The organism is Bilifractor sp. LCP19S3_H10 (assembly GCF_052119185.1).
In the GTDB taxonomy this organism is placed as follows: domain Bacteria; phylum Bacillota; class Clostridia; order Lachnospirales; family Lachnospiraceae; genus Bilifractor.
Genome location: NZ_JBQKFT010000007.1, coordinates 23,882 through 48,947 on the forward strand (window position 1 = coordinate 23,882; position 25,066 = coordinate 48,947).

The 25,066-nt window shown below is 45.1% G+C and carries 27 protein-coding genes and 2 pseudogenes; 8 read left to right on the forward strand and 21 right to left on the reverse strand.

What is annotated here, in order from left to right:
• The first annotated feature begins 1 nt into the window (after position 1).
• Complete coding sequence (locus ACTQZS_RS07220; protein ID WP_441475221.1) at positions 2-403, forward strand: SMI1/KNR4 family protein; 402 nt, start codon at positions 2-4, stop codon at positions 401-403.
• Positions 404-638: 235 nt separating this feature from the next.
• Here ACTQZS_RS07220 and ACTQZS_RS07225 read toward each other — a convergent pair whose 3' ends face one another.
• The 18 genes and pseudogenes from ACTQZS_RS07225 to ACTQZS_RS07310 form a co-directional block, all read right to left on the reverse strand.
• The gene (locus ACTQZS_RS07225) at positions 639-1,262 is read right to left on the reverse strand and encodes a hypothetical protein (RefSeq protein WP_441475222.1); all 624 of its coding nucleotides are present in this window, start codon (positions 1,260-1,262) and stop codon (positions 639-641) included.
• A gap of 406 nt (positions 1,263-1,668) precedes the next feature.
• Positions 1,669-3,228: a hypothetical protein gene (locus ACTQZS_RS07230; RefSeq protein WP_441475223.1), complete on the reverse strand. Its 1,560-nt coding sequence runs from the start codon at positions 3,226-3,228 to the stop codon at positions 1,669-1,671.
• Between the two features lie 248 nt (positions 3,229-3,476).
• Complete coding sequence (locus ACTQZS_RS07235; RefSeq protein ID WP_441475224.1) at positions 3,477-3,872, reverse strand: MerR family transcriptional regulator; 396 nt, start codon at positions 3,870-3,872, stop codon at positions 3,477-3,479.
• A 162-nt stretch (positions 3,873-4,034) separates the two neighbouring features.
• Positions 4,035-5,096: a hypothetical protein gene (locus ACTQZS_RS07240; RefSeq protein WP_441475225.1), complete on the reverse strand. Its 1,062-nt coding sequence runs from the start codon at positions 5,094-5,096 to the stop codon at positions 4,035-4,037.
• Positions 5,097-5,189: 93 nt separating this feature from the next.
• Positions 5,190-5,963 carry a DUF4230 domain-containing protein gene (locus ACTQZS_RS07245; protein WP_441475226.1) on the reverse strand — a complete coding sequence of 258 codons (774 nt, stop codon included), beginning with the start codon at positions 5,961-5,963 and terminating at the stop codon, positions 5,190-5,192.
• A 50-nt stretch (positions 5,964-6,013) separates the two neighbouring features.
• Positions 6,014-6,430: a hypothetical protein gene (locus ACTQZS_RS07250; RefSeq protein WP_441475227.1), complete on the reverse strand. Its 417-nt coding sequence runs from the start codon at positions 6,428-6,430 to the stop codon at positions 6,014-6,016.
• 21 nt (positions 6,431-6,451) lie between these two features.
• On the reverse strand, positions 6,452-7,096 hold the full coding sequence (locus ACTQZS_RS07255; RefSeq protein ID WP_441475228.1) for an exonuclease domain-containing protein: 645 nt from the start codon (positions 7,094-7,096) through the stop codon (positions 6,452-6,454).
• 21 nt (positions 7,097-7,117) lie between these two features.
• Positions 7,118-7,348: a hypothetical protein gene (locus ACTQZS_RS07260; protein WP_441475229.1), complete on the reverse strand. Its 231-nt coding sequence runs from the start codon at positions 7,346-7,348 to the stop codon at positions 7,118-7,120.
• A gap of 128 nt (positions 7,349-7,476) precedes the next feature.
• Positions 7,477-7,635, reverse strand: coding sequence for a hypothetical protein (locus ACTQZS_RS07265; RefSeq protein WP_441475230.1), 159 nt, complete (start codon positions 7,633-7,635; stop codon positions 7,477-7,479).
• A 386-nt stretch (positions 7,636-8,021) separates the two neighbouring features.
• A complete protein-coding gene (locus tag ACTQZS_RS07270; RefSeq protein ID WP_441475231.1) occupies positions 8,022-8,336 on the reverse strand; it encodes a hypothetical protein in 315 nt (104 codons plus the stop codon).
• Between the two features lie 308 nt (positions 8,337-8,644).
• Positions 8,645-9,304 (reverse strand): vWA domain-containing protein, encoded by a 660-nt coding sequence (locus tag ACTQZS_RS07275; protein ID WP_441475232.1) that lies wholly within the window; start codon positions 9,302-9,304, stop codon positions 8,645-8,647.
• Positions 9,305-9,497: 193 nt separating this feature from the next.
• Complete coding sequence (locus ACTQZS_RS07280) at positions 9,498-10,526, reverse strand: macro domain-containing protein (protein WP_441475233.1); 1,029 nt, start codon at positions 10,524-10,526, stop codon at positions 9,498-9,500.
• A 154-nt stretch (positions 10,527-10,680) separates the two neighbouring features.
• A complete protein-coding gene (locus ACTQZS_RS07285) occupies positions 10,681-11,700 on the reverse strand; it encodes a hypothetical protein (protein ID WP_441475234.1) in 1,020 nt (339 codons plus the stop codon).
• Between the two features lie 87 nt (positions 11,701-11,787).
• Entirely contained in the window at positions 11,788-12,006 is a 219-nt protein-coding gene (locus ACTQZS_RS07290) for a hypothetical protein (RefSeq protein WP_441475235.1), read from the reverse strand.
• Between the two features lie 24 nt (positions 12,007-12,030).
• Positions 12,031-12,189, reverse strand: coding sequence for a hypothetical protein (locus ACTQZS_RS07295; RefSeq protein WP_441475236.1), 159 nt, complete (start codon positions 12,187-12,189; stop codon positions 12,031-12,033).
• Positions 12,190-12,444: 255 nt separating this feature from the next.
• Positions 12,445-12,957 carry an XRE family transcriptional regulator gene (locus tag ACTQZS_RS07300; RefSeq protein ID WP_441475237.1) on the reverse strand — a complete coding sequence of 171 codons (513 nt, stop codon included), beginning with the start codon at positions 12,955-12,957 and terminating at the stop codon, positions 12,445-12,447.
• Positions 12,950-13,141 (reverse strand): hypothetical protein, encoded by a 192-nt coding sequence (locus ACTQZS_RS07305; RefSeq protein WP_441475238.1) that lies wholly within the window; start codon positions 13,139-13,141, stop codon positions 12,950-12,952. The genes ACTQZS_RS07300 and ACTQZS_RS07305 overlap by 8 nt, the downstream gene beginning before the upstream one ends.
• Positions 13,142-13,491: 350 nt before the next feature.
• A pseudogene (locus tag ACTQZS_RS07310) lies at positions 13,492-14,797 on the reverse strand (IS1380 family transposase).
• A gap of 213 nt (positions 14,798-15,010) precedes the next feature.
• Here ACTQZS_RS07310 and ACTQZS_RS07315 point away from each other — a divergent pair.
• Positions 15,011-15,178 (forward strand): hypothetical protein, encoded by a 168-nt coding sequence (locus ACTQZS_RS07315; RefSeq protein WP_441475239.1) that lies wholly within the window; start codon positions 15,011-15,013, stop codon positions 15,176-15,178.
• Positions 15,179-15,776: 598 nt separating this feature from the next.
• Here the strand turns inward: ACTQZS_RS07315 and ACTQZS_RS07320 are convergent.
• Positions 15,777-17,621: a hypothetical protein gene (locus ACTQZS_RS07320; protein WP_441475240.1), complete on the reverse strand. Its 1,845-nt coding sequence runs from the start codon at positions 17,619-17,621 to the stop codon at positions 15,777-15,779.
• A 248-nt stretch (positions 17,622-17,869) separates the two neighbouring features.
• Here ACTQZS_RS07320 and ACTQZS_RS07325 point away from each other — a divergent pair, with 248 nt between their 5' ends.
• From ACTQZS_RS07325 to ACTQZS_RS07350, 6 genes and pseudogenes are all read left to right on the forward strand, one after another.
• Positions 17,870-18,154 carry a helix-turn-helix domain-containing protein gene (locus tag ACTQZS_RS07325; RefSeq protein ID WP_441475241.1) on the forward strand — a complete coding sequence of 95 codons (285 nt, stop codon included), beginning with the start codon at positions 17,870-17,872 and terminating at the stop codon, positions 18,152-18,154.
• A 160-nt stretch (positions 18,155-18,314) separates the two neighbouring features.
• On the forward strand, positions 18,315-18,458 hold the full coding sequence (locus ACTQZS_RS07330; protein WP_441475242.1) for a hypothetical protein: 144 nt from the start codon (positions 18,315-18,317) through the stop codon (positions 18,456-18,458).
• A gap of 336 nt (positions 18,459-18,794) precedes the next feature.
• Positions 18,795-19,121 carry a hypothetical protein gene (locus ACTQZS_RS07335; protein ID WP_441475243.1) on the forward strand — a complete coding sequence of 109 codons (327 nt, stop codon included), beginning with the start codon at positions 18,795-18,797 and terminating at the stop codon, positions 19,119-19,121.
• A gap of 250 nt (positions 19,122-19,371) precedes the next feature.
• Positions 19,372-20,307: pseudogene (locus ACTQZS_RS07340) on the forward strand (ribonuclease H family protein).
• 292 nt (positions 20,308-20,599) lie between these two features.
• Positions 20,600-21,892 carry a M48 family metallopeptidase gene (locus tag ACTQZS_RS07345; protein WP_441475244.1) on the forward strand — a complete coding sequence of 431 codons (1,293 nt, stop codon included), beginning with the start codon at positions 20,600-20,602 and terminating at the stop codon, positions 21,890-21,892.
• Positions 21,889-22,338 carry a hypothetical protein gene (locus tag ACTQZS_RS07350; protein ID WP_441475245.1) on the forward strand — a complete coding sequence of 150 codons (450 nt, stop codon included), beginning with the start codon at positions 21,889-21,891 and terminating at the stop codon, positions 22,336-22,338. Before ACTQZS_RS07345 ends, ACTQZS_RS07350 begins: the two co-directional genes overlap by 4 nt.
• Before the next feature lie 211 nt (positions 22,339-22,549).
• Here ACTQZS_RS07350 and ACTQZS_RS07355 read toward each other — a convergent pair whose 3' ends face one another.
• Positions 22,550-23,287 (reverse strand): ATP-binding protein, encoded by a 738-nt coding sequence (locus ACTQZS_RS07355; protein WP_441475246.1) that lies wholly within the window; start codon positions 23,285-23,287, stop codon positions 22,550-22,552.
• Positions 23,288-23,399: 112 nt separating this feature from the next.
• Complete coding sequence (gene istA / locus ACTQZS_RS07360; RefSeq protein ID WP_441475247.1) at positions 23,400-24,842, reverse strand: IS21 family transposase; 1,443 nt, start codon at positions 24,840-24,842, stop codon at positions 23,400-23,402.
• Between the last annotated feature and the right edge of the window lie 224 nt (positions 24,843-25,066).

The window sequence follows — 25,066 nt, forward strand, 5'->3', positions numbered from 1 at the left end:
AATGGACGCAATAAAACTTATTAAAAGCACAGAAGAAGCCTTTTATGGAACGGGTGCCTCGGAAGATGATATTAAAAATGCCCAAGAGCGTTTGAGATTACAATTTTCTGATGATTACATAGAATATTTGAAGCTTTACGGAGCTGCAATGGTTAATGGACATTCATTAACTGGTATCAGCAAATCTAAACAGTTAGATGTAGTGGAAAATACTCTTCGAGAGAAGGAAATAGATAATAGAATTTCTGATGACTTGTATGTGATTGAAAATACAACAATGGATGGAATAATTATATGGCAAACTAAGAATAGAATGATCTATGAGTCTTCATTTACGGGTATAAGAATAATTTGCAAATCGCTCTCAGATTATTTGGAAAATTATGTTTTATCTAAGAGATAGAATATCTCAGTGACAATTTCATCAAAAATTCTGATCAACTTCTGAGAGCCTTCATCAAGTCTCTATGGGATGAAGGAAGGAAAATGCTGCATGCCCAGCCTTATATGCACCTGCGCATGCAGCACCGGGGCCAAGGTTGAATAACTATCCTGCCATCCGGCTCACATCCATATCGCTGAAAGCCTAATTACAGAATTTTATCCCGTCCCTTGTAATAGTGATGAGGCTTCTATCTTTAAACAGCTTCTTTAAATATTCGTTTCTGGGTTCTTAAATAATTTTGCAGGTTTATGATAGAATTATTTGTCTTACTGCGTTCCTCCTCTGTAAGTTCAATTTGATTATTCTCAGCCAACCATATCGTATAATCATAGATTTTCCCTACAAGTACATCAAGGTCTTCAGTTGAAAGTTCAATTTTGAACTGCTCATAATTCTTATGTTTTTTAAGTTGATCAAGTGCTTCCATCAATGCTTCAATCGTCTCTAAGTCCAAATTTCCACCGCGAATCTTATCAATATATGCGAATAAAGATCCTCTGAACTGCTTCATGACCTCAGGCTCCCGATTTTTCACATTATTGTAGATTAAACCTCCTACAACAACAATGCCAACACCCACTGCTGTGCCAATTATCAGCCCATATTTATTTTTCTTAACAAAATTCAAAATTCTTATCCCTACACCTTGTGCTTGCTCTACTACTTTTGTATCAACAGGGTCCAGAAACTTTACAAGTTGTCCATTACCCGGTCCGTTGGCACGCCTCACGACTCCACCGATTCTACGACAATCGCCGTTCAACAGTTTTATCATAATGTCTTCCGGAACATAAAATGCTTCCTGTACTACTGGCATAATCAAAATCCTCCTTTGATAATTTCTATAATGATCCATTGTTTGCCTTTACAGTAGATATGCTCTTTATTCAACATCGTCAGATGAATCATCACCTCCAATCACATTGACAACTCCACACACCCAAAATCACGTCCTGGCCATTACGGATCTCACATTTTATAGTTGGTTCTCAAATATTTGATATATTAAGGATAGCTCCGGGCGGTCATACATACCATGACACGAACAGTAAAATTCGGCTGCCATTTTTATCTATGAAAGAAAAAAGAGCACATAGTTTTGAATCTAAAAAAGAGCGGCCGCCAGAGGTTTCACTCCGATGACCGCATTTATCATTTACGCATTTAAGAAGCCGCATCCGCCCACGAAGCAGTCGTTCGCACGGCATTTCGGATTCGTACCATCATTGCCCTTCAAGCGATGTGATTCTTGCACTGGCCTTTAAGGATGTCACTTTATCCGGAATCTCCCTGGAGTCCGGCAGCCAGGCGGCAGTGCATCGTGCCTGAGCTCCTGCAGCGATACCATTAGAATCCATACTGTCCATTACACCTACAAGGTTTCCATCTGCATCATACATTCCGGCCAGCAAAGAGAAATATTCCGCATTCTTGTCATAAGGATTCGTTACCACGGCTGTCCCGGCAAATCCGGACACATTATTATCATAATTGTTGGTGATCTCCATATCGCCAACCTGAAGTGACGTGGTATCTGCGCCGGTTGTTTTTCCATAATCAATAAGTACATCTACTCTGGCAATCTCATCACTGCTGCTAATTACCGAGTTAAAGGAACTGTAGGTGTCTAACGCATATCCACTTGCCCCGCTTTCCAGATAATCCAGCGAATACTCAGGCATATCACTACTTCCGACCATAACGTTATCTTTATCAAAGTACTGAAATTCAATTGAATTGACTTTCAGGTTTTCAGATGAAGTGTTCTTATATTCACAGAAGCCGAGATAATCAAGGCCTGAAGAAGAGACCCCGCTATCATAAACATAATAACCCTTGTTGATAACCAAAGGATTCAGTTTGACGGTAAAAGAAAGCTCATTATTTTCGAAGCTTTCCGGATCAATCGTAAGCTTTACCGGGAATTCTCCGAATTTGGTTGTGTCAAAATCTCCTGTATTGGCATTGTAAACAGAGTCATCACAGTCGATCGTATACTTGAAATCATTCAGGTCATATTCTTTATCCCCAGCCTGATTCGTTAACTTCACATTTTCCCTGATATAATCAATGGCGTTGAACGGCGTTCCGCAATCCATTTCAACTGTGTCTTCAACTGTGCTTTCCATCTCGAACGGATCGACTTTCACATTGAAAACAACATTATTCCCGTCGACACTGTCGCCGGGCAGAACCAATGCGACTTTATGTTCACCATATTTTTCCGTATTATATTCGCCCGTTTCTGAATCGTAGACCGAATCATCACAGTCAATGGTATAATCCAGGTCGTCCAGTTGATAATCGACATCCCCGTTCTGATTTGTGATGGTTATGTTTTTCTTCAGATAATCCAGCACATTAAATTCTGTCCCGCAATCCATTTCAACTGTTTCTTCGACTGTGCTCTCCATTTTTAACGGCTGCAATACAAGTGTGAATGAAAATGATGTTTTATTTTTGCTCTCATCCTGCAGTGTTACATCGACATCGTATTCTCCGGGTTTCGTCGTATCAATGTCTCCCGTTTCCTGGTTATAAATGGACTCATCGCAGTTTATCGTGTGCTCCAGATCCGTGAGTTTATAATCAACCGTTCCGTCATCCGTCGCATCTGTTATTTTGAGATGATCATTCAGGTAATCATCCAGATTCAGCTTCGTATCACAGTCTGCTTCTACAGTTTTTCCAATGCCGCTCACTTCCGGCGCAGTCCGGTCACAGCCCGAAAATCCGAGGCAGAGCATAGCCATGGCAGCTACTAACATGATTTTTCGTTTCATAACTTCAACCCTCCCATTCACTTAAAGTTCATTCTGCAAATCAGTATCTCAATACCGTCCATTTGCTTTTGCAGCAGATTTTTTTTACTGCCGCTTCTTTTAACGAAGCCCTCATGATTCCATTAATGAAAGTGTAAATCTGTTCCCCGAGGAACGGTCAATGGCAGAGAGCGCCGAACGGCGATTCCCTACCTCTTATACCTGATCCTTTCGACTCCTGTTATTACCTGTCTTTGCCACTGCTGCCTTTATCTGCGGTGTTCGGTTTCTGCTTTAATCAGCATCTGCAGTCTTCTGATCTTCTCTTCCATACCTGACTGTTCATTTTTCATCCTCTGTAAAGCATCCTGCAGGATTTGAATCGCATCTGCCTCTTTATCATCCAGGATTTCTCTGATTTCAGAGATCTTCAGCCCCGCCTCCCGGTACTGTATAATCCTCCTGAGTCTCCGGACTTTATCACTGTCATATTCCTTGAAGTTCTGCACGCCGTCTCTTCTGCTGGGCGTCAGAAGTCCGATCCTGTCATAATAAAAGAGCGTCTTTCTCGTGGTCCCTGTAAGACGGCACACCTCGCCAACCGAATACAAATTTTCTTTGTCCTGACTGTTCCCAGCGGAACGCTTTCTGCCGATCTCTGCCATATTCTTCTCCCTTTCATAGCTTCAGGATACCGGCAGGACTTAAGCTTTTACATGCCCAAAATTTTTCCAAAAAAATACGGCCACCAGAGTTTTCACTCCGATGACCGCATCTGCTCTTTGTATAGCCGTTTCTCAATTACACAAAACAGCCGGAATTGAATGTCATACTTCTTCAGCTGTATTGCCTGTTGTATTTTTCGATGTGTTTGTCGTTTCCTTTTCCTGAAGTTCCTGTCTTCTTCTCTCCACCGCATTTGCAAATTTACCGGCGTCTACCGGACGGATCTGATTCTGCCAGTCTTCGTCGTTCTCGTAGATCTCGCTGATATCCAGTTTATTTTCATACCCGCACACCCTGCACTTCCGTGCCGGCAGATGATCGTCAAAGCCTTCCTGTTCATTGAGGTGGGCTCCGCATTCGTCGCAGTACCATTCGACATCCGGAAAACGCTCCTCCAGATCCTCTTCATCGCCGTCAAATGTGTATTCATATTCCTCCGGATGCAGCAGATAATTCAGCTTGTCCATCAATTCCCAGGTTTCACCGTGCTGCCGGTGAATCGCAATAAAGGAGCTGTCATACATACGAAGAACGCGCCCGATCTCATTCCGGAGAAGGCTTCCGGTCATCAGCCAGAGGTATGCGTTGCAAAATCCGCTGTGTGAAGAAAGATTCAGCTGATATTCCGCGTTCCAGATCGTCCCGTCGAATGCCTCGTCGTTCATGGGAAAAGCTTCCTCCTGCTTCTCGTCAGCATCTTTGGCCTGCCTGTCACCCGAGAGTTCCATGATCGCCTGTTGAATCCGGTCACGCATCTCATTTTCCTGTTCGGGCGAAAAGTGATGAAACAGCTTCACTGTGTTATCCTTCAGCCGCGGCGTAAGTGTCATATCCCTGACAAAGCATTCCGCCACATGTTTCTGAATAAGCTCTGCGCTTTTCCGTTCTTTCTCTTTGTTGCCGGTGGCCGTGCCGACCAGTCTTCCGGTGATCTGTGATACCCTGGCGCTTTCTCCGGAATAGAGTTTTCCATGGTATTTCACCGCATGGATCACATATTCCTGATCCATATATTCAGCGTCCCGCTTCGTCTCGCCATCTGATTCATCTGCCACAACGATAAGTCCCGGAAACCAGGCATCCAGCAGTTCAAGCTGCCTTGGCATTTTTTCTCCAAGGATCTCATAATATACTGCTGCTATATTGCCAAATCTGAAATCCATTCAACCAGTCTGCTCCTCTCTACATGAATAATATATTCTGCTATACTTCCATCAAGAATAAATCCGGATTCAGTCTCATCATTGCCCTGCTGATTAATTTTCTTCAGAGCCCCCGTTTTCCTCATTGTTTTCTTCCGACGGCGTGGTTTCAAAGACGATTGTGTATCCATTATCCTCCGTGTATCCTGCTTCAATAAATTTATCCCTGATCAGCGTCTCGGCATTTTCCGTGGCCTTCGTCAGAATTCCTGTCTTCTCTGCATCTGCCTCTGCCTGCGCCTTGAGTTCCATAAAGCTGAGATTCACATCCTCCGACTTAATCGGATTGAACACGCTGCTGTCTTCGTCATAAACAGCATAGGAATCATTATCGATTTCTGAGTCCAAAATACGCATTGCCGGAAGTTTAACCTTCACCACATTATTATTCTCATCCCATGTGATTTCAGAAAAATCGCATCCCGCTTTGACTGTCACGCCGCAGGTATAGATACATTTGCTGGATGTAAACGGAATATCCACATTAAAAATCTGTTTTGCCGGCTTCTCAGAAGTGCCAATCTCATTGCAGTAGACTTCCTGCGTGGCCAGTTCTCCAATATTATCGAAGCTGACACTTTTCGTCTTCACTGTCACTACTGGATCCGGTTCATCCGGGCTTTTTTTAGCATCTACACGGTAGATAACAAAGCTGATCACAAGCACAATGGCAACGATTGAAACAATCCGGTAAATTTTCACCAGTGTCTTCTTTATTTTTCCTGTCTTCTTTTCCGGTTCATGATTAAGATCCTGGTTCATATTCTGGTTCTGATTCATGATCTGATACTGATTCGTTTGATTCTGATTCATATTCTGATCTTCCATGATAATTACCTCCATATTTCTTACAATTATTCACTATGGCCGCATCATATTTATGTTCTGCTGCGAATCTGCCGTAAGATGCCCTCCACACGGCTGATTGCATTGTTCACCTGCTGACGCGCCTCGTTGATCTTTGACTGCACCATAAAATCCACAATAAATCCGTCAAAGAAGTAATCGGCAAATGTCATAAAATCTCCCATATCGATGTGCATATCGGGCAGATCATATACATCATGCAGTTCCTGCTGAAAATCCCGCAGATCGTGCTTCGCACGATCCATTGCCTGTGAAGCTTTATCAATGTTTGAATGCTTCATCAGCCCGGAAAAAAGATCGCCGCCGAAGATATCCACCACACCCCAGTTTCTGGCACTGTCAAGATAGCGCTTTGCATCTTTCAGACTCACCAGTGCTTTTTCGCCGGAAAATACAGCTTCTCTGATTTCTTTGCTTTCATCGTACATTTTATTGTTCCGCCTACCTTTCTATGCAGTGAGTGCTATATTTCCGAGCATGTCCGCAAGTGTATAACCAAGCGTTGAACTATCACGTTTTGCATTGATATAGTAATCATTTATTTTCAAAGTATTCTGCATCATCCTGGCAAACAGGACCGCTGTGTTATATGCATCGGCTAATCCGTCATGTGCACTGCCGACTGTATCGATATCCGCGATAAACAACGCATCTGATAATGCAAAAGGTGACTGGCTCCGCATTTTTTCATTAAACATGGCCTGGGCATCGATCCATCGATCTGCAATTCTATCAGTTTCCGAAGTGCCTATGCCTTTAATCCTCATTTCCTCACGAAGTTGGTCCAGATCCGTCAGACTCCAGGAGACCACGCGGAATTCTTCTTTCGGAAGCCAGCTACGAAAATCCTTCAGTGCATCATTCAGATTCTGCGCACCTGCAATATCTTTATTCGCGATTCCTGTAAGCTTATGAATAAAAGTATTGATATATCCAAACTGCGGCTTCACGTAGGTATTGAATTTATTGGTTATCTGAAATTGTCCATTCATCTGGACTGCGCCGATTTGGATGATCTCCATCCTGCATCCGCATCTATCTGCTGTTTCTTTTGGCACATAACACATCTCCAGATCAATCACTACATATTTCATGTCTTATCCTTTCCCTCATTCTCAACTGAGTGCTTTTCCAATCAGATCAACTGTTCCACAGATCAGGATCAACGGCAGAGCAGCTATTATTAACCCCAGCGAAATAAGCAATGCCAGTGTTACCGGCCACAGCAGAATACCGAGAATGATCAAACTGATCTTCAGCAGTCCCCAGCTCAATGTAAAAATCACGTGGATAAAATCCACAAACAGCCATATTGCTGCAATGCTAAGAATTATTCCCAAAATCATCGTTTTATCTCCTTTTCACCCTGTCGTGTCATCAACCTGATAATACATTCCACTTTCCTTCAAAGTACGTCCGACTAAATCAATCCATCCTGCAAATCATGCAGCCTACCTATAAAGTACCCGATCGATCATTTCCTGCTGCTGTTTTGTACGCATGCATCCACCGGGTCGGGGGTTTTCGTGGGTTCTTTCATCACAAACCTGAGATGAAGCCTCTCTGCATATTCCGGATTTTTCTTCATTGTATCTGCCAGACTGATTGATAAAATCCGTTCTCTTGTCGTCATATTGTTTTTCCTCCCATCCTGAGGATATCTGATTGTAATTTGCTGTCCGATTGCCTGATTGCCTGAATTCCATCCTCTTAAATTCACAATTCCAGATCTTTATTTTCGCTTCCCGGTTCTTAAATATCTGATAAATACAGGATAATTCCTGATCGGCTTACGCACCATGCTGCGAACAGCAAAAAGCGGCCCTGAAATTTATCTGAAACAGCAAAATACGGGCACTAAAAAGGACGGCCATCGTGGGCCGTCCATCTTTCGTTGATATTCTGTATTATTTTCCCTTTTGCGCAGCTCCTTCATGACAGCGGATGCAAATTTTGCGACTGTCATTTCCTCTACCGGAATCATTTTTCCCCGGGTTTGTCATTTGATTTATAAAAGCTTTAAAACAGCAAAGCATCCCATTTTTCGATCTCATCTATCCATGAAAGCGGATCATAATATTTTTTCTTTTTTCCATGAGAACGGATCTCGTATCGGAGTGTTCCGCCGCCGAAAAGAGCATCCACCTGAATCCTGCATTCAAAATATCCATCATCAAACCTTGTTTTGTTTACGCTTACTTTGACATTGGAATACGGTGACAGGCTTTTGCTGACTGCAGGAAGATCCTGTTCGTTAATATAATCACTGTCAAGAAACGCACTGTGCACATATGGCGCAATCTTCTTTTTCACTTCTGTAATGTGGGCTTTCATTTGTTACTCTTTTCGTTATTCTCCTGATTGATCCAGCTGCTGCATCGGCAGTTCGTCTTCGTTAAATTTCTCTTTCTCTCATTTCTTTTTCTGCGGCTTAAAAGTATGCAGGATATAAACCAATGTATATATCCCACCGTCCGCCGTAATGCTCACAATATCCTGCGGCTGAATCCCCATCAGGTTGATATAAATATTCATGGCGTCTGCGCTTGAAAATGTGTGCGTTGAAGTAAATGTACCCACCTTTTCATCTCCCCTTATCTATGACAATCAACTTCACAAGGTAATAATGTCATAGTACGAGATTAACGCCTGTTTCGCTGGGCTTTCCCTCGCTTCTTCATATCCCTGCGAACAGTCTTCAGCGCATCTGCCGGCATGCAGTCGTTCATGCGGTAATCTGCGACAACTTTACTGATCGCAGAATAGTTCAGCCTCGTGCCTTCCCCATCGGGAACGTAATCCGCTGCCATCTCCTTATCGATACCAAATGCATCGGCGGTTTCCACCGCATCTATATTTGCACCGAGAAAAATAAACTGCCAATCCATTTCCCGGTGCTGACGTATCTCCTTCCTGATCTCTGCCAGCGAGTACGCGCGGCTCGCATTTTCCATACCATCCGTGATGATGACAAAGATCACCTTATCAGCCCGGTACTCTTCTGCTGTATTCTGCTGCACGGCATCAATCTTGTGAATCGTCCTCCCGATGGCATCCAGCAACGCCGTTGTTCCGCCGGTCTGGTAATCCTCTTTCGTCATCGGATGCACCGCCCGGATGTCGATGCGGTCGTGCAGCAGTTCATATGTATTGTCGAACAGTACCGTCGTAATGCGGCATTCGCCGTCTTTTTCCTTCTGCTCATCCAGCATGCTGTTGAATCCTCCGATCGTGTCTGACTCCAGACCATGCATAGATCCGCTTTTGTCGAGGATGAAAACAAGTTCTGTTGCGTTCTTCATAATCAAATACCTCCTGCAATAGTGGTTGATCGATTGGTTATATCAACCATACAACAGAGAGGTATCTGATTGGTCGCCTGCAAAGCGACAAAAGCCGGCACCGCTTTCCGGCCTTCGAATTTTCCTAGTTATTCCCCGATTAAACAGAATGAATGAGCTCAGGTCGCGAAAAATAACGGCAATATTGACTTCATTAATTGCCCCCGAGAAGCGGCTGGTCATAATGGAACAATACTTCATTGATTCTGTAGATGTCATAGTCATGATTGACGATAAAATATTCCACGATGACATCAAATTTCCGGCTATGCGAAAGCGCATAGCCGGCTGTCTCCAGCAGGTCTTCCGTCTGCTGCAGATCAAGCTCCAGAGCAATACAGAGTGCGAGGATCGTGCGCTTTCCCGGCTGATATCCCCTGCAACTCCGTATCTTGGAAAAAAGCCTGCGGTCAATGTTGGCTTTCTTATATACTTCAGCATCCGTATAGCCCTTTGCATCGATCAGCCGCATCAGCGTCACATTAAAAGGCTCATCCAGATCATTGATCCATTCCTCAAGGCTGCCACTTTCCTCGGACGATGCATTGGATAAAAATGTTTCTGATGCCTCCGGTGCTGCTTCTGTCCGGGAGCTCTTGAACTGAATTTGATCCAGCAACTTCTGGCTGACCGCTCCGGGCATATGCTCATCTATATAATGCGCATCAATGTAGCTCTCGACATTGCCCAGCAGATCCTGACTGAGCTGGAAGGACCTCCGATCATACACGGCGAGATACACATCCATCTCGTGCTCCGCAAGATAGTCACGGATTGCCGATACTGCCACCTGCAATGCCTGATCTTTCGGATAGCCGTAAATTCCGCTGGAGATCAGTGGAAAAGCAATGCTCGCGCACTTTTTCTGCTCCGCAAACTTCAGAGATTCTGTATACGCACTGCGCAGCAGCCGCTCACATTCCTCCGAATGGCGACCATCGTATACCGGTCCCGACGCGTGGATTACATATTTTGCCGGCAGCCGGAAAGCCGGAGTGACGGCAGCTTCTCCTGTGTGGATCGGTGCCACCCGGTCACAGGCCTCCTGCATCTGGTCCGCGCCTGCTGCGCTGAAGATCGCGCCGCACACACCGCCGCCCATGAGAAGCTCTGTATTCGCGGCATTAACGATCGCGTCGACATGCATTTTTGTAATATCCTGACGAACAATTGAAAAAGACATATTGCTTCTCCTCTAAAATATTGCCGGTCACCCTTACCTTCATCACTATAAGCCTGTGATCATCCTGCTCATAACATCTTTTCTGACATGATACGGAGCAGTTCAGAGACATTTAAACCCGGCAGTTTTGTGTCATTGAGTACCGGCTACAGCCTCAATAATCGCCTTCCCAGTCATCATCATAATATTCTATGTCATCGTACTCGTCAAAATCCTCGTCGCCCTCTTCATAGTCAGGATTATCCGGGTCGACATCGTCATCAGCATCATAGGAATTCCCGCTACGGCCCGCATTGCCTCCGGTGCCGCTGTTTGAAAAATGACTGTCCTGGGAAGCAGCCTTTTCCTCTTCCGCCGCTTTCTCCGTCGCTGCCTTCTGCGCTTCCTGTGCCCGCTGCCACTGTTCCTGCTCTGCCCGGCGGGTGCTCTCCGCATTGAACGATGTCAGCGGCGGCAGGCCTGTCACCTTAAACTTCTGGGAGGTCTTTTTCGGCTTATATCCGTCATTTTCACTGGCCAGCCATTCCAGATCACTCTCCGGTATGGTCACACGAATCGTGTCACCATTGGAAAGATATGTGCTCTTACTCAGCTGAAAATCAATATAGCAGAACGGGCTCTTCATCAGATTTGTATTCACTTCCGCCACTGCCTCGGAATTTCCGCCCGTGGTTTGAATCTTAAGGCCCTCAAAAGGGTCCGCATCATCAAGACCCTTGATGCCCTTTGCTGCTATGTCAAAGCTTTCCGATTTCACCCAACAGCCAAAGTATTCATCATACGACGTCCGGTCGGTACCACGGTAATGTACGATGTTGCCGTTTTTCACATCTCCATCGGCGTACACGTAGCCGCCATAAGGCACATCCTTATACCTCTCGCAGAAGGAAGCCACTCTATCGCTGACACCCTTTGTATCTGATTCCTTCCACAGACTTTCAGGCGCATCCTGCATCCTGCCACCGTAATCACGTTCAAGAGCTTTGGCATCCAGGATCACCACCGGCTCTGCATAGCCGTTATAGCCTTCATAGCCAATTGTCAGATATTGATTCAGGTCGATCGTATGCGTCTGTTTGAAGCAAATAAACCCGGCGACACACGCAGCAATCGCGACAGAAACGATCAGCCACACCAGGATTTTCTTCTGTTTTGAACTGACTCTCTTTCTCATCTCTGCGATCCTCCCCTGATATCCCTGCCGTTCATTAACCTGTTCTCATATCGCCAGACTGGATCATGACTTCCCTGTTGTCACCGGTCAGAATGAATCGTCACCGTCATCTTCATCCTCATCATCTTCTTCGTCATTGATATCATCATCTATATCGTCGAAGTCGCTGTCCTCCGTATCATCCGTATCTTCATCACTGTCATGATAGAGAACATCGTTCATCAGCGTGTACTCAACCGCATCAAGCTTGCCATCTTTATTGAAATCGAATAATCCGCCCGCAGGATCTTTAGGAAAACTACACATATTCATTTTGCCTCCCGTCTGAATTCATCTGGAAATTATCAAGTTGCTGTCACTATGCATTGCCATCGGTTTATCAGTTGGTTCTTTCATCACGAACCTGAGCTGAAGACTTTTCGCATATTCCGGCTGCTTTTTTATCGCTTCCGCCAGCCGGATTGATAAAATTCGTTCTCTTGTATTCATAATCATGCCACTTCCTGTCTCACTTCCGGATTTTTCTCTATGGGTTTTATTAGTCTGAATCCCGACATCTAAGTTCCTTACCTGATGCCTGCTTCTCAAATACTTGATAAACAGAGCATAATTCCGGACAGACTCTGATGCCATGCCGCTTTTAGCAAAAAAGAGAGGTGATTTTTATCTGAAACAGCAAATTTCTACGCAAAAGGGTGGCCGTTGTCACAAACCGACCACCCTCTGGTTATTATTTGAAACGATTTATGATTCTTCCCCGACATATGCATTGTATTCTTCCATATCGATTACGCCGGAAGCCAGCATTTTTTCTGACCAGAGTTGAAGTGCCTCAACCGTAACGGAGATTTTCTCCAGTTCCTTCTGAATCTTTACAAAATCACGAAGCTCATCCTTCTCGATCTTCCCGTCGGCCGTGATCTCGATCAGGCGGTTCTTTTCTTTATCCATGGAATTCAGCGATGCAAGCATCTGTAATACGATGCCAGGAAGATTATCCATCTGAATTTCCGGAACATACTGTTTCCCGATTGGACACTCATGCGAACAATAGTAATTGCAGAGATCTGGCCGCTTATATTTCTTCGACATCATCAGGACTTCTTCCGGATGCGCCGGCGATTTGCCGCTCTCGATCTTCTCCAGGCGCTCAGGCGTGATGAATTCCAGCAGTTCACTCGCCTTTTCCCGCGAAAGATCAAGATCATCTCTCGTCTGCCGAAATATGTTTTTCTCCACTTTTTCTGATTCAGCCATTGTCTTCCCCCTCGTTTCCGTGACATTCATTTCTGTTATCAGAATCATTTTTCTCCCGGTTCGCCTGCCGCATAGCCAGCTGATCCTGATAATCCTGATATTCTCTTTTTGACATACACACTGGACCGATCGACGTATCATAAATCTGTCGATCAGTCAGATCTCCCGCGTATGCACTCTCCATCTGTTATGATACCTCTATTCGATATTCTCTTCACAAGAACACAAAGCCATCCTGACGGTATCGGATCACTCAACAATACCTTGCCAGCCCCAATATAAATCATGCATTTCCCTTTATATAATTAGTATAAAATTGAAGTGTACATAGGGCAATGCTATATTAAACCTGAATTATTCACCGAGGCTGGAATTTCCCAAAACCACGGGTGAAATCGCTTGAAAATTGAACTATGGCTTTTGAAGGCGAGTTATCCACATCAAAATGGGCACACTTATAGACCTATCCACAATGCAGGTAGCTGATTCAAAAACCAAGGTTCGTTTATGGCGGCAGGGCCGCGTTAACAGTTGTCATTCCAGCAATGGAGCAGGTTTTAATGCTCTTATATTGGCGAGAGTTTCAAAGAATTCTTCTTTATAAGGGCAGCTGCTACACAACTTGAAGGTGATATAACCTGCTGAATGTACTGCTCTTGCAGCAATTTTCAGCAGCTTCAGCCGGATTGCATCAATCCGCAGCTTTCTCATCTTTGCGGAAAGTACCAGGCGGCGGAACCAATTAAATATGTTGTATGCCAGCATATGTACACGGAGCCGGTTAGCATTTACGACACGGGAATGACTGCTGACGGAGGCAAAGTCGAAACCGCTTTTGGCTTCTTTGATGAAATTTTCCATCTTCCCGCGTCCGCAATAAAACAAGATTACGTTGTATGGCTCTGTTTCCATCGTTGTGACAACGAACGTGTACATATGAACAAACTGGTTCGTCGGCTTCTCGATCTTGAAGACTACTCTTCTTGCATGCGACCAGGTGCCTGCCTGATAAGAGGACTCCCCATAAACAACGGCATAGTCGTGTCAGGACTTCGTCTTTGGCAGATGCAGGCTTGCGCAGAGTGGCGTTCTCTTTAAGCCGGATGGCATATTTGCAGCCATTTGCTTCACAGGCTTCATACAATTCCGGAGCAGCAAATCCACTGTCTCCGCGCAGGTATTGGACGAGTGATGGGTGCTTCAGTCGGAATTCTTTCATCAGCGGGATCATGAAATCTCCGAATCCTTTGCTGCAGTACTGGGTTCCATCACGGAGTTCTGCTTTCAGGAGATCCCCGGTCATGCCGTCGAAGCAGAGCAGAGGATGATATCCATGTGCCTGGTAATGGAAGTTAAACGCTTCTCCTTCCTGCTTTCCATAGGTATTCAGGAGGGTTGAGTCCAGATCGAAGAGCATAAAGTCGGGATGCTTGATGTTATAGATAGTATCCCGCATGGCCTGATCAATGAGGTCAAGCTGCTTCAGGGTATCTTCATCCATCCTGTTTCAGAACCTGGAAAGGGTGGGCTGCGATGCCAGGACTTTCTTCTGGAGGATTTCGGTAAATACAGGCTCATTTGTGAGCTCATCCGCACAGTCATCTTCAAAATATGCCGCAATGATCTGAAAGATTACCTGCAGAAGATTGTCCGGATCCACATGTATGCGGTTAGCCGTATCATTTGTTTTAAAGGTTCTTTTTACAAGGCTGGTCAGGCCAACCTTGCGGGCGAATTCACTGATGAAGAGCATGCCTGCATCAGAGGATAAATCGCCGCCGTTGAAATTAATTTTGACACGCTTATTGCTTTCAAGAGATGCGGTTGTTAAGATAGCCATAGGAGCTCCTTCTTCTGGTTTGATATGACGTCGACAATCACATTTTACCAGATATCGAGCTCTTTTTTATGTTCACTTATCAGATGAAAGCAAAAAGCTTAATAATTTTTTGATCAAATGCAAGTCAGCTCTTACTAATTTAAGAGAGGATATTAAAAACAGCACATTTGATCAAAATAATTATGAATCGTACCTAACTTAAGACGGTTACATATGAAACACACAAAAGGCATTGGACTTCAACATGTATTGAACCTGGGTCTTAAAAAACAGAAATCTATAAGTGGATTCTATAGAGATGCTGATTATTTCTTTGGCAATGCTGGGAAGAGTTATTTAGATGAGCTTATTGCTATTGAAGGTAAAGTAAGCGGTAAATAATCGGTACACTATTGGCCAGTTCATGATTTTGGGATAATAAGGTGGTAACGCAACTTGCGAAAACTGTCAAAAGTCGGCAAATTTTTCACAGTTTTCGCCACTTTCGTAACGACAAGGAGGCGAATCACCTATGGATCCCGATATCATAAAAGTTCGTGATCAGCAGTGGGCTGCTTTGATCCAGGACCGGATACAGAGTGGCCTTACTGTTGAAGAATGGTGTCGGCAGCAGAACATCGGAATGGTTCTATGTCAAGTTTTCGGACAAATTAAATACGACTTTTCTCACCATTATCCAGCTGTATTATCTGCTCACAACGCGAACCTAAGGCATGGCCGTCAATGCTGATGGAGGACGAGGTATCGTCCAATTCTATCCTGAAGAGGGTAACGAAGCATTACAATGTCATGATTGAACATAAAGTAGCCGAATAAGCACCGGCCACTCATAGCGCCGGGTGGCCACTCTCAACGCACCAGCGGCCACTCGGCGGCGCAAAATGCATATGGACAGGAATGAGCATTACGGAGTATCGAAGAGAGATGGAACGGGTAGCAGAAAAAATCACAGACTATAGACAGACGTTATATGGGAACTTTATAATAATTGGTAAATCAGAGAATTTTCTCCTTTGGTCAATTTTTTAATGCAATCATCCAGTGCTTTCTGCGAGACTCTGTCTTTGTGAGAAGCCATATTCCTTATCTGTTTTCGTACATCATCTATAGTTGCCAAAACGCTTCCCCTCCAGTCTATGTCCGGAAGATTTGCCGCGTCACGAAATGTGTAAAAATAATCATCTTTAATAAGAAATTCATAGCTGCCTAAGGTCATATTGTCCTGGTTGATTTTATCGACCAATTCAGCATTTTGCCAGTGCCCTATAGATTTTTTCGCTGGTTTCCATATGATACGATGGAGAATCCGTTCCAGTGCTTTTGTAAATTCAATAACTGGTCCGGAAAAGTCGATACTTTCGCCAAAACGTTTCGTTTGCTCCGCCAACAGATAGCCTGTAACAAGAAATCGACGTTCATCATCCGTCAGGAGATTTGATTTATCCTTACCAAGGGCTTCCTCAACATCCCATTCCGCCTTTAACATATAGGTGCTCCTCAAGGATTTTTCATAATACCCCTGAGCCTTTTCCAGAATATTATTACTGAATAGTTCAAGGGCGTCATCCTCGTTTATCGAGGCATCTCTATATTTTAATGAGGCATATTGATGTCTCTCTCGTTCAATGTCCTTTATCATCTGCAGCGCATAATCCATTTCGACAGTTACAGTCCCGAGGTTTTCAGCCGCGAATTTATGCTGATTATCAATCAGGGTCTTGAGATCAGAAAGTTCTTCCATAAAATTATTTCTGGTCTGGAATAAACGCATTTGCCTAAGGATTTCATTTTCACCGTCTGTATCAGTAAAATAATAGCCGCACATGATGACCATCCAGACACCGATGGCATCATTCATATATTCTTCATTAATCTGAAGGGAGTGCATCATGCAGTTACGCAGTTTTCTGAATGTAAGAAATCCTTCGATTGTTGTACGTTCCAGCGTCCGGGGATGATACCGGAGGATATCTGTTTCGCTTTTCTGACCTGAAGGTGTTTCTAATGAACTTGAAAGGAAATCAATCACCGAAGTAACTTTTGCTTTACAAGTATTATTTCCGGAAGTTTCGGTTATCACTATTCTTCCTGAGTGCTCAGGATCATGGTGCTCAATGGCATAACCCTCTTTTATCAGAATCTGCGTGATATAATCTTCAGCAACTGAGTGCATGACAGAGATCAATGGAATAGTTTCAAGCCCCGACGAGTATATATGGCTGTATATCCATTGGAACTCTTCTTTTTTATATTCATCTGTATGATCACTTTTATAGTAATCAGACAGAGAGATTGAGGGTAATAAATTGTTGAAGCTATAGATTCTGGAATTTTTATCAATGGTTTTTATAAAAGCGTTAATGGCATGCAAGAATTTGTAAAAGCCAACCCATCTGCCTCTGAAATGTTTTTTTTCGCTTTTCTTTTCGAGAAGCGCCTGCTTGTCTGTGATATAACGTTTCGATACGGCATCCCGAAGTTGCCGAAGTTCATCAAAAAATATAAGATCCTCTTCCATGATTTCCGGTTTGGCATCATGGGGACGATCGTATAAGTATTTCACTTTTTCATAGGCGGATTTGCTGTTCCATGCAGCCTTTGAAAGAGAAGAATCATCAGAATTTCCCATCCACACATAGCATGTAATTATTTCTTCGATCGGTATCCACATAATGATCAGAAGATATTCATGCCATTTCTTACTGTCAGGGATATTGATTATTCGTACTGCCTGATCGATGTCGGCCAGGGTCTGGTTCTTTAGATCCACGAGATCTATATTGTTATCATCATGAAGGATGTCTGGTTTAGTTATTTTGTTCATGGATATACCTCTGTAATATTTTGATTCTGAATGAGGTGTGCAGAAACACCTTGTTTTCTCTTAAACTCAATTATAATACAGGGGTGTATCGTAGCATTAGTTTTTTCCTTTCTGTCCTTTCTTCTATTCAGATGGTCAAATGAAAATCTAACTTCTACACACCCATAGAAATAAGTCTTGCAGGATATCTCGCGATTTTTGGTCTATACTTTATACTGGTTCCGCCCGCAGTTGGAAAGGAAGGAATCATGAGCAAAGAGATCAAAGGAAACGGAAAACACCTTACCCTGGATGATCGTTCTACCTTCCAGGCAGGACTGGATCAGAAAAAGTCTTTCCGCGCCATCGCGAAAGAACTCCACAAGGATCCATCAACGCTTGCCAAAGAGGCAAAACTCAATCGGACAAGTTATGGTCGATGTTCCTATACCAGTTCCTTCGAAGGCCTCTGTAAATACACACGGATCAGGAGGTCGGCGGGGGACAGCCCGATTCCTTCAGAGCGCAGACGTTCACGCCAGTGGCGGCGGTAGCTGCGTATGACATACTTGACGTTATTCTCATCGATAGAACTGTTGCTGTCACAGACGGCGTTGCGGCTGCTCTTTTTTCGTATGCTGACACGATCTGCCGCTGGTCATTCAGCGCGATCTGGGAGTGCGGCACAAGGGATGAAAGAAGGACGGCGTGTGTATGCCCGCATTCCGCGAATTTCAGCCGCAGGATACGGAGGATCACGGTTCCCGCCGGTGTTTTCACGCGGCGCGTGTAGTACCCATGGATGTGCAGACAGCCGGTATGGCCGCAGGAGCAGAAGATGCGATGGATTTGGAGTGAATTGATGACGGAGTCAAATCCTGAGAAACCGGATTGTTTTCATTGACGAGGACTGTTATCATAGTATCTGTGATACACGTAATTAATGTCCGCGCCGCGCAAGCAGGTGGGTGTTATACGTGTGTTGGTTGATAGCAGGCTGACTTTCTCAGGGTGCGGGTCTGCTATTTTTTCGTGCAACGGCATCTATGATAACACAAACGTACGGCATAGAATAATCTGACGCTGATTCCATCAGATTAAACTACACCGTACCTTCTGATAATGTGACGGATAAACTTTCTTTTGGTGAGGAATAAAATCGCGGATTACAGCATGGGAGAAGTACGAGTCGACATGGAACAGGAAGGGAAAAAATTGGAAAAGCTCATAGCCCAAGACCCGGAAGCAAAACAAGTATATGAGCAGTTTGGGGCGAATGTGAGGATGCGAGAACGACAGCTCAAAGATCTAGAAGAAAAAGGCAAAAACAAAAGCACAACATTGGACGACAAGACATTGAATTTGAAAAACGGAGATCACATCGAGTGCGAAATGAAAGATGGAGGTATTTTTTTGAAGAAGGAAAAGACCACCGTTCAAATGTTTGAAGATTTTTACGGAAAACCTTATGAAGAAATCACAGAAGAGGACCTAGGCCCGGGTGGAGAACTGGACTGGTGAGAAGATATATTTTTTAACCGAGCCGCGGCATAACCACCGGGCTTGCCTGGTAAGGCGGCTCGCGTTTTCTTGTCGCGGCAAAAAAAAATTTAAAAAATCCGCACGTACAGAAATTTTCGATGAAAAATCGACCATAATATATATGGGAAAATATATCATGCTAACTTGAAAATAAAAAAACAGTGCTAACTTGAAAATAAAAAAAACAGTGTCAAGCATAAATGATTATGTCCCAGAACAGGAAAAGAAAATGGAATCTGCGCCCGATTTGACCCCGCAGGCTGAGGCTTATGAAAATCCGGATGAGGAAAAGGCAGCAAAGATTGATCGTTTGCCAAGGGGGTCCTACACCATCTACACCGATGGCGGCTGCGATGTGAACTCCGGAGGAAAGGGCGGGGCTACCTGCGTGATTGTGGACTCCGACGGGAACGTCGCAAGAAAATGTTCGGAAGGGTATTTTGCCACCACCAACATCCGCATGGAAATGCGCGCGGTGATGCTTGGCCTTGATCAGGTGGAGCCCGGGTCGAAAATCCATTTGTATTCCGATTCCCAGTACACCCTGAACTGTCTTTCTGGCGTATGAGGAAGAAAGAAAAACGCTGATCTGTGGCGGAAGATAGACCGGATCATTTCCGGCTATTCCATGGAAACCACATGGGTGCGCGGGCACAACGGAAATGAGTACAACGAAATGTGCGACAGCATGTGCATGGAAGCCATGCAGCGCCCGACGCTGACAGACCGGGGTTATCTCGCTGATGCTCCGGCATCTGACAAGGCTCGGAAGCGTAAGCAGAAACAGGCGCAGGACGCGGCCCTGCCGGCTGCTTTGAGACATACGCCGGAGAACCTTCCGAAAGATCAGTTCGTTGCAAAGCATCAAATCAATGCAAAGTGTACGGCGGGCATTCTGCATTTTCGTAATACCAAGAAAAAGTTCAAGGATTATGCTTCTCTGAAGACATTTGGGCAGGATTTCTGGTCGAGAAGGAAAATCGACTTCATGCTGCAGGACGACCCGAGCAAAGAAGATCTGCTTCAATTTCTGGAACAGGTTTTTGGCGAAGGATCACAGAATATCATCAAGGCCATCCGCTGGTACAAGCGCGGGCTTTCCGCTGATGATGCCGCGCACAAGGTGAAGGTGGACAAGGAAATCGCCGCCAATGCAATGCAGTAAGACATTGTATATCTTGTCCCCGCATCCGGGGATGAAGCCCAAGAAACTTATCAGTATACAAAACGGGAATCATTTATTCCCCGCGTCCGGGGATGACGTCAGCCGCGCATATGCAGTCAACGAAATGTGTATACCTTTCCCCGAATCCGGGGGGGGGGTGACGCTACATCGATTTCCTTCCCGGTGATAATCGTTCCTATCTTTCCCCGTGTGCGGGGGTGACGTCTTGATGCTAAAATATCTGTTTACGTCCATCCAAGGAATACAAAAATATGAGGAGGAAAACTTCAACTTGGTTAAATTAATGATCGTCTTGCTTTATCTGTCGAAAAAGGGTTTCGATGCGGTCATCGACTACCTTGATTCGCAGTATCTCAAAAAAGAGCTTCCTGCCAATGTACGGGATGTCTACAATGAGGAGGAATACGAAAAATGGATCGCCTATGAGAGAGAAGGAGGGAAATTCGAGACGATTTCAGACATTGTTGAAATTACTTTCAACCTTTTTCTGTTGGTTTCCAACGCCTATGCGTGGGTGTTCAACCGGTTTGCCGGGATGAACGTATTTGCCAAGTACCTTGCCCTCGTAGTGGTCTTTTCCCTGGCATCATCAATCATCGGCATCCCTTTCGATTATTACGACACATTCGTTTTGGAAGAAAAGTACGGCCTCAATACCTCGACCAGAAAGACGTTCTGGCTGGATGCTGTGAAAAACCTCGGTATTGGAGTGGCCCTTGCGTATATCGTTGTCGTTGTGATCATGGTTTTGTTTGATCTTTTCGGAAATGCAGCCATCCTGCTTTGTTCTCTTGTCATGATGGGATTTATCACGCTTCTGGCGCTGGTCATCGTTCCCCTTATGCGGATCTTCAACAAGTTCCAGCCGTTGGAAGATGGCGAGTTAAAAGATTCTCTTCTTACGCTCTGTGACAAGAACGGTATCCGTGTACGGAAAATCGTCGTGCGTGATGCGAGCAGGAGGACGACGACAGCAAATGCCTTCTGTGCGGGATTTGGAAGCATGAAGACGATTTCTCTTGATGACAACCTGTTGAATGAGTATTCCACAGAAGAGATCACCGCGGTGTTCGCCCATGAGTTCGGGCATGCAAAATACCATCACACTGCCAAATCCCTGCCGTTCACCATCATCAACCTGCTGATCATCTTTTCTTCGCTTGCGATTGTCCTGAACATTCCGCAGCTGTACACTGCTTTCGGTTTTGATGGAATGAACTATTACTTTGGTACGGCGCTGCTCGGGGTGATTCTCTGGCCGGTTACGACGGTTTTGGAAGCTGTCAGCAATCGCATGTCACGTGGGCATGAATACCAGGCGGACGCATTCGCGGCAAAGTCCGGGTACGGGCAGGCGCTGATCGCCGCGCTGAAAAAGCTCACGAAGGAATCACTGTCCGACATTAACCCGCATCCGGCGGAAGTTGCACTGCACTACTCGCATCCGACGCTTTCGCAGCGGATTTCTGCCATTGAAAAGATCGACAGCGAAATGTCTGCGAATATTCCTGCGAACCAGGAACAACATACAGAAAAACAAGAAAAGGAAGGAGAAAAAGAATGATCGATCCAGTAGCACAACGTTTGGAAGACAAGGGAAAAGAAAAAGGTCGCGCGATCATGCTGCATAGGCTGTATACGGATGGCGCTCTGACAAAGGAACAGCTTGATGCTGTGGCAGAATTCTATGGTTATGCCGGAGAACAAGAGTTCCGCGAATACGCAGAGTCACTGCCGTCAGAACTCGGCACCGAGAGAAAAAGAAAACCGATCCAGTCGATGATCGATGTTGCCGAGCGTTTGGAACAAGGTGGAATTGACAAGGGCGCTGTGATCGTCCTTGGAGATCTTCTTGACTCCGGGGTACTGACAGAAGAGCAGGCAGTGCAGGAGGGACGTCCATTTGGAATTTCCAATATGCGTGATTTTTGGATGTGCCTGCGGTATTCGAGGAGGACTGAAGAGGACGAAGAGGATGAAGATCACGAAAGCGCCGAAGAAAAAAAATAGTTGAGACGATATTTCCCCCTCATTTTAAACAAAGGATCCGCAGGTGTTCACACGCTTGCGGATCCTTTGTAGGTAAATGGTAAATCGTCAGTACCTGTCAAACTCAGCTGACCTTTGGGTGCATTCTGCGGAGCCCAACGGACTCCGATGCGTTTCGGAGCGGACGCTATGCGAAACATAACGGACACCCCGAAACGCCTGATTTTATTGTTTAGTTCCTCGGTTGTATCACTACGGTGTAGTGCTTTGTTGCCCGCTTGAGTATCGCATTGGCTGATACCTCATCGTTAAGGATCATCGAAGCCCAGTTGTTCGGCTCTCTCTGAGAGCATACAATCGTGCACCTTGATAATTCACTGCGTTTCTCCATGACTTCAAAGAGGACTTTAATCTCCCGCTCATCAGTTATGGTATGAAGCAAAAAATCATCCAGTATCAGCAGATCCATGTTCAGATAAAAACGAACCTTCTTCTGATGCTTGGCATAGTCGGCCTGTTTCAACGCCACCATTGTTTCAAGGAATTCTTCGCAATGATGGTACATCACGCGATAATTCAGGCATGCTTGTATTCCAAGCGCCTTTGCCAGATACGATTTCCCGCTGTCTGAAGGGCCGAGAATACATACATTCAGGCCTTCCCTGATGAAATCAAGTGACGACAGCGTCGAGTTGATATCTGGCGGCAGATAGAGCCGCTCAGCGGAATCATTACATTGATCCAATGATTGGGGTCCTCCGGCCAGATGAGCCCGTTTCAGACGGTTTTGGAACCGCTGGGATGTCTTGGCCTGATATTCCGGTTCCTTCACCTGTTCCAGCAATGAGACACCGTCCAGATGATCAAAACTTCCGGAGTGATACAGCGAGTCAAGGGCACCTGCCATGTTGGAAAGTTTCAGCTCGTTGAGTTCATCGACAAGCTCATTAATACGGTCAAGCTTCTTCATCACGCACCTCCTTGGCCAGCTTGCTGCTCTTGGAGAGCAACTGTTCCAAATCGCCGGCATGCGGCCCCATGACAAAGGCACCCTTGTTCCGTTCCTCGTTAAGTTTTGTGTTCTAACCCGCAGTTCCGATATCCTCAGCAATGGCAGCTATTGAGTTCTTTATAAAAGAATACGAGATATGACTCGTCTCGATTGCCATCTTGCAGCAGTCTTCCAGAGCAAGCTTGCTGTACTTCTTCGTATAGTTCAGAATGCCCAGGCAAAGACGATAAGTCTGTTCTTCATGCTCCCGGCTTTTCAGGATGTGCTCAATGACTTTCACCGTATTCGGGCCAACCGTCATCGCCTTCCTTGTAAAATAGGCAGCGTTCCATTCGGACATCTGCTTATAGCTTTCCGGAAGATGAGCTGGATCTGTCAGCCATTCTCCGCGACGAGTTGCCCTGCGCCAACTGACGATCAGTTCACCCTTCATGGAATAGATATTGACTGTAGATGCAGTAGCTGCAACCATAACACTTTTGTGCAGATAAGCTTTGTCTACGCTATAATAAGCGTTGTCGAAGCGGATGTTGAAATCGCCAGACACTTTTGCTGTCCTTCTCTCCATGTACTCGTAATGCACGGAGGGAAGCGGCAGCAATTCATGCCGTTCTTCAGTCCACTGATCATACCTGCTGTAGTCCTTCTTTTTGAAGTTTTCATGGTACAATGCATCCAGTTTTGACCACAGATCCCTATTAAACTGCTCCAGAGAAAAGTACCGGTTCTCCTCCAGATCGTGGAATAATCCTTTCTCAAGGATACCCACAGCATTTTCTACGCTGCTTTTCCATTTGGGCTTGCGGACTTTTGCCGGAAGGATCACGGTGTGGTTATGGTTCGCCCATGCTGCATAATCCTTATTCAGATCTGGATCAATCCAGTCCTTGTTGGCTGTTACGGCCTGCTTCCAGTTATCGCAGATAACAATGGTCGGAACGCCGCCGAAGTAATCCAGGGAGTGGTTGTTAACTTCGATCCACTGTGGCTCCACCGTTGATACCATCCCTTCCGCATAGATGTACTGCGAATACGGAAGCACAGCAACGAACACGACAATAACAGTAATCTCGCCAGTAAGCTTATCGATCAGATCAAACGTCTTTCCGGCGAAGTCGACCTCCATCTTCTGTCCGATGACAGCCTGGATGTGCAGTGTCTCATAGTTTTCATCGCACCAGCGGGCGTAAAGATCACAGAACTGCCGGTATTGATAGGGCTTTACCTCTTTGGCATTGCAGTCTTTCTGGTACTTTCCCCACAGGTAGACGAGCGTCATGTTCTTACGTTCTTCCATCTGCTGATGCACCTTTGCAAAATCAGGCTGCTCATAATCAACACACCGATTATTGGTTCCGGGTTCATGCCCGTAGACAAGTTCATAGATCGCGTAATTCGTGATCCCCTCCGGAAGAGGATACGACAACTTTTCGCACTTCTCGAAAGCACGCATGAAGTCGTTGATTCTGGATTTGCTTGCACTGAATTCATCTGCGAGCTCCTTATAGCTCATCTTCAGTGCATACCGCTTGATAATGATGCTCTTGTAATCTAATATACGGCATCTTCCTTAATGATTAGTCCATCTCTCGATGGCCTCATTCATTATAGGAGTTGCGTAGGTTATCAATAGCTATAGATTAGTCCGCTCGCTCCGCATCGCGTCCGTTTTGCTCCGCAAAACCGTCCGTTGGAATCCGCTGACTGCACTTTGGGATAATGGAGGTGAAAAAATCC

Coding starts and splice junctions, on each gene's coding strand:
- ACTQZS_RS07220 (WP_441475221.1), top strand. CDS start 2: ATGGACGCAATAAAACTTATTAAAAGCACAGAAGAAGCCTTTTATGGA.
- ACTQZS_RS07225 (WP_441475222.1), bottom strand. CDS start 1,262: ATGCCAGTAGTACAGGAAGCATTTTATGTTCCGGAAGACATTATGATA.
- ACTQZS_RS07230 (WP_441475223.1), bottom strand. CDS start 3,228: ATGAAACGAAAAATCATGTTAGTAGCTGCCATGGCTATGCTCTGCCTC.
- ACTQZS_RS07235 (WP_441475224.1), bottom strand. CDS start 3,872: ATGGCAGAGATCGGCAGAAAGCGTTCCGCTGGGAACAGTCAGGACAAA.
- ACTQZS_RS07240 (WP_441475225.1), bottom strand. CDS start 5,096: ATGGATTTCAGATTTGGCAATATAGCAGCAGTATATTATGAGATCCTT.
- ACTQZS_RS07245 (WP_441475226.1), bottom strand. CDS start 5,963: ATGGAAGATCAGAATATGAATCAGAATCAAACGAATCAGTATCAGATC.
- ACTQZS_RS07250 (WP_441475227.1), bottom strand. CDS start 6,430: ATGTACGATGAAAGCAAAGAAATCAGAGAAGCTGTATTTTCCGGCGAA.
- ACTQZS_RS07255 (WP_441475228.1), bottom strand. CDS start 7,096: ATGAAATATGTAGTGATTGATCTGGAGATGTGTTATGTGCCAAAAGAA.
- ACTQZS_RS07260 (WP_441475229.1), bottom strand. CDS start 7,348: ATGATTTTGGGAATAATTCTTAGCATTGCAGCAATATGGCTGTTTGTG.
- ACTQZS_RS07265 (WP_441475230.1), bottom strand. CDS start 7,635: ATGACGACAAGAGAACGGATTTTATCAATCAGTCTGGCAGATACAATG.
- ACTQZS_RS07270 (WP_441475231.1), bottom strand. CDS start 8,336: ATGAAAGCCCACATTACAGAAGTGAAAAAGAAGATTGCGCCATATGTG.
- ACTQZS_RS07275 (WP_441475232.1), bottom strand. CDS start 9,304: ATGAAGAACGCAACAGAACTTGTTTTCATCCTCGACAAAAGCGGATCT.
- ACTQZS_RS07280 (WP_441475233.1), bottom strand. CDS start 10,526: ATGTCTTTTTCAATTGTTCGTCAGGATATTACAAAAATGCATGTCGAC.
- ACTQZS_RS07285 (WP_441475234.1), bottom strand. CDS start 11,700: ATGAGAAAGAGAGTCAGTTCAAAACAGAAGAAAATCCTGGTGTGGCTG.
- ACTQZS_RS07290 (WP_441475235.1), bottom strand. CDS start 12,006: ATGTGTAGTTTTCCTAAAGATCCTGCGGGCGGATTATTCGATTTCAAT.
- ACTQZS_RS07295 (WP_441475236.1), bottom strand. CDS start 12,189: ATGAATACAAGAGAACGAATTTTATCAATCCGGCTGGCGGAAGCGATA.
- ACTQZS_RS07300 (WP_441475237.1), bottom strand. CDS start 12,957: ATGGCTGAATCAGAAAAAGTGGAGAAAAACATATTTCGGCAGACGAGA.
- ACTQZS_RS07305 (WP_441475238.1), bottom strand. CDS start 13,141: ATGGAGAGTGCATACGCGGGAGATCTGACTGATCGACAGATTTATGAT.
- ACTQZS_RS07315 (WP_441475239.1), top strand. CDS start 15,011: ATGAAACACACAAAAGGCATTGGACTTCAACATGTATTGAACCTGGGT.
- ACTQZS_RS07320 (WP_441475240.1), bottom strand. CDS start 17,621: ATGAACAAAATAACTAAACCAGACATCCTTCATGATGATAACAATATA.
- ACTQZS_RS07325 (WP_441475241.1), top strand. CDS start 17,870: ATGAGCAAAGAGATCAAAGGAAACGGAAAACACCTTACCCTGGATGAT.
- ACTQZS_RS07330 (WP_441475242.1), top strand. CDS start 18,315: ATGCCCGCATTCCGCGAATTTCAGCCGCAGGATACGGAGGATCACGGT.
- ACTQZS_RS07335 (WP_441475243.1), top strand. CDS start 18,795: ATGGAACAGGAAGGGAAAAAATTGGAAAAGCTCATAGCCCAAGACCCG.
- ACTQZS_RS07350 (WP_441475245.1), top strand. CDS start 21,889: ATGATCGATCCAGTAGCACAACGTTTGGAAGACAAGGGAAAAGAAAAA.
- ACTQZS_RS07355 (WP_441475246.1), bottom strand. CDS start 23,287: ATGAAGAAGCTTGACCGTATTAATGAGCTTGTCGATGAACTCAACGAG.
- istA (WP_441475247.1), bottom strand. CDS start 24,842: ATGAGCTATAAGGAGCTCGCAGATGAATTCAGTGCAAGCAAATCCAGA.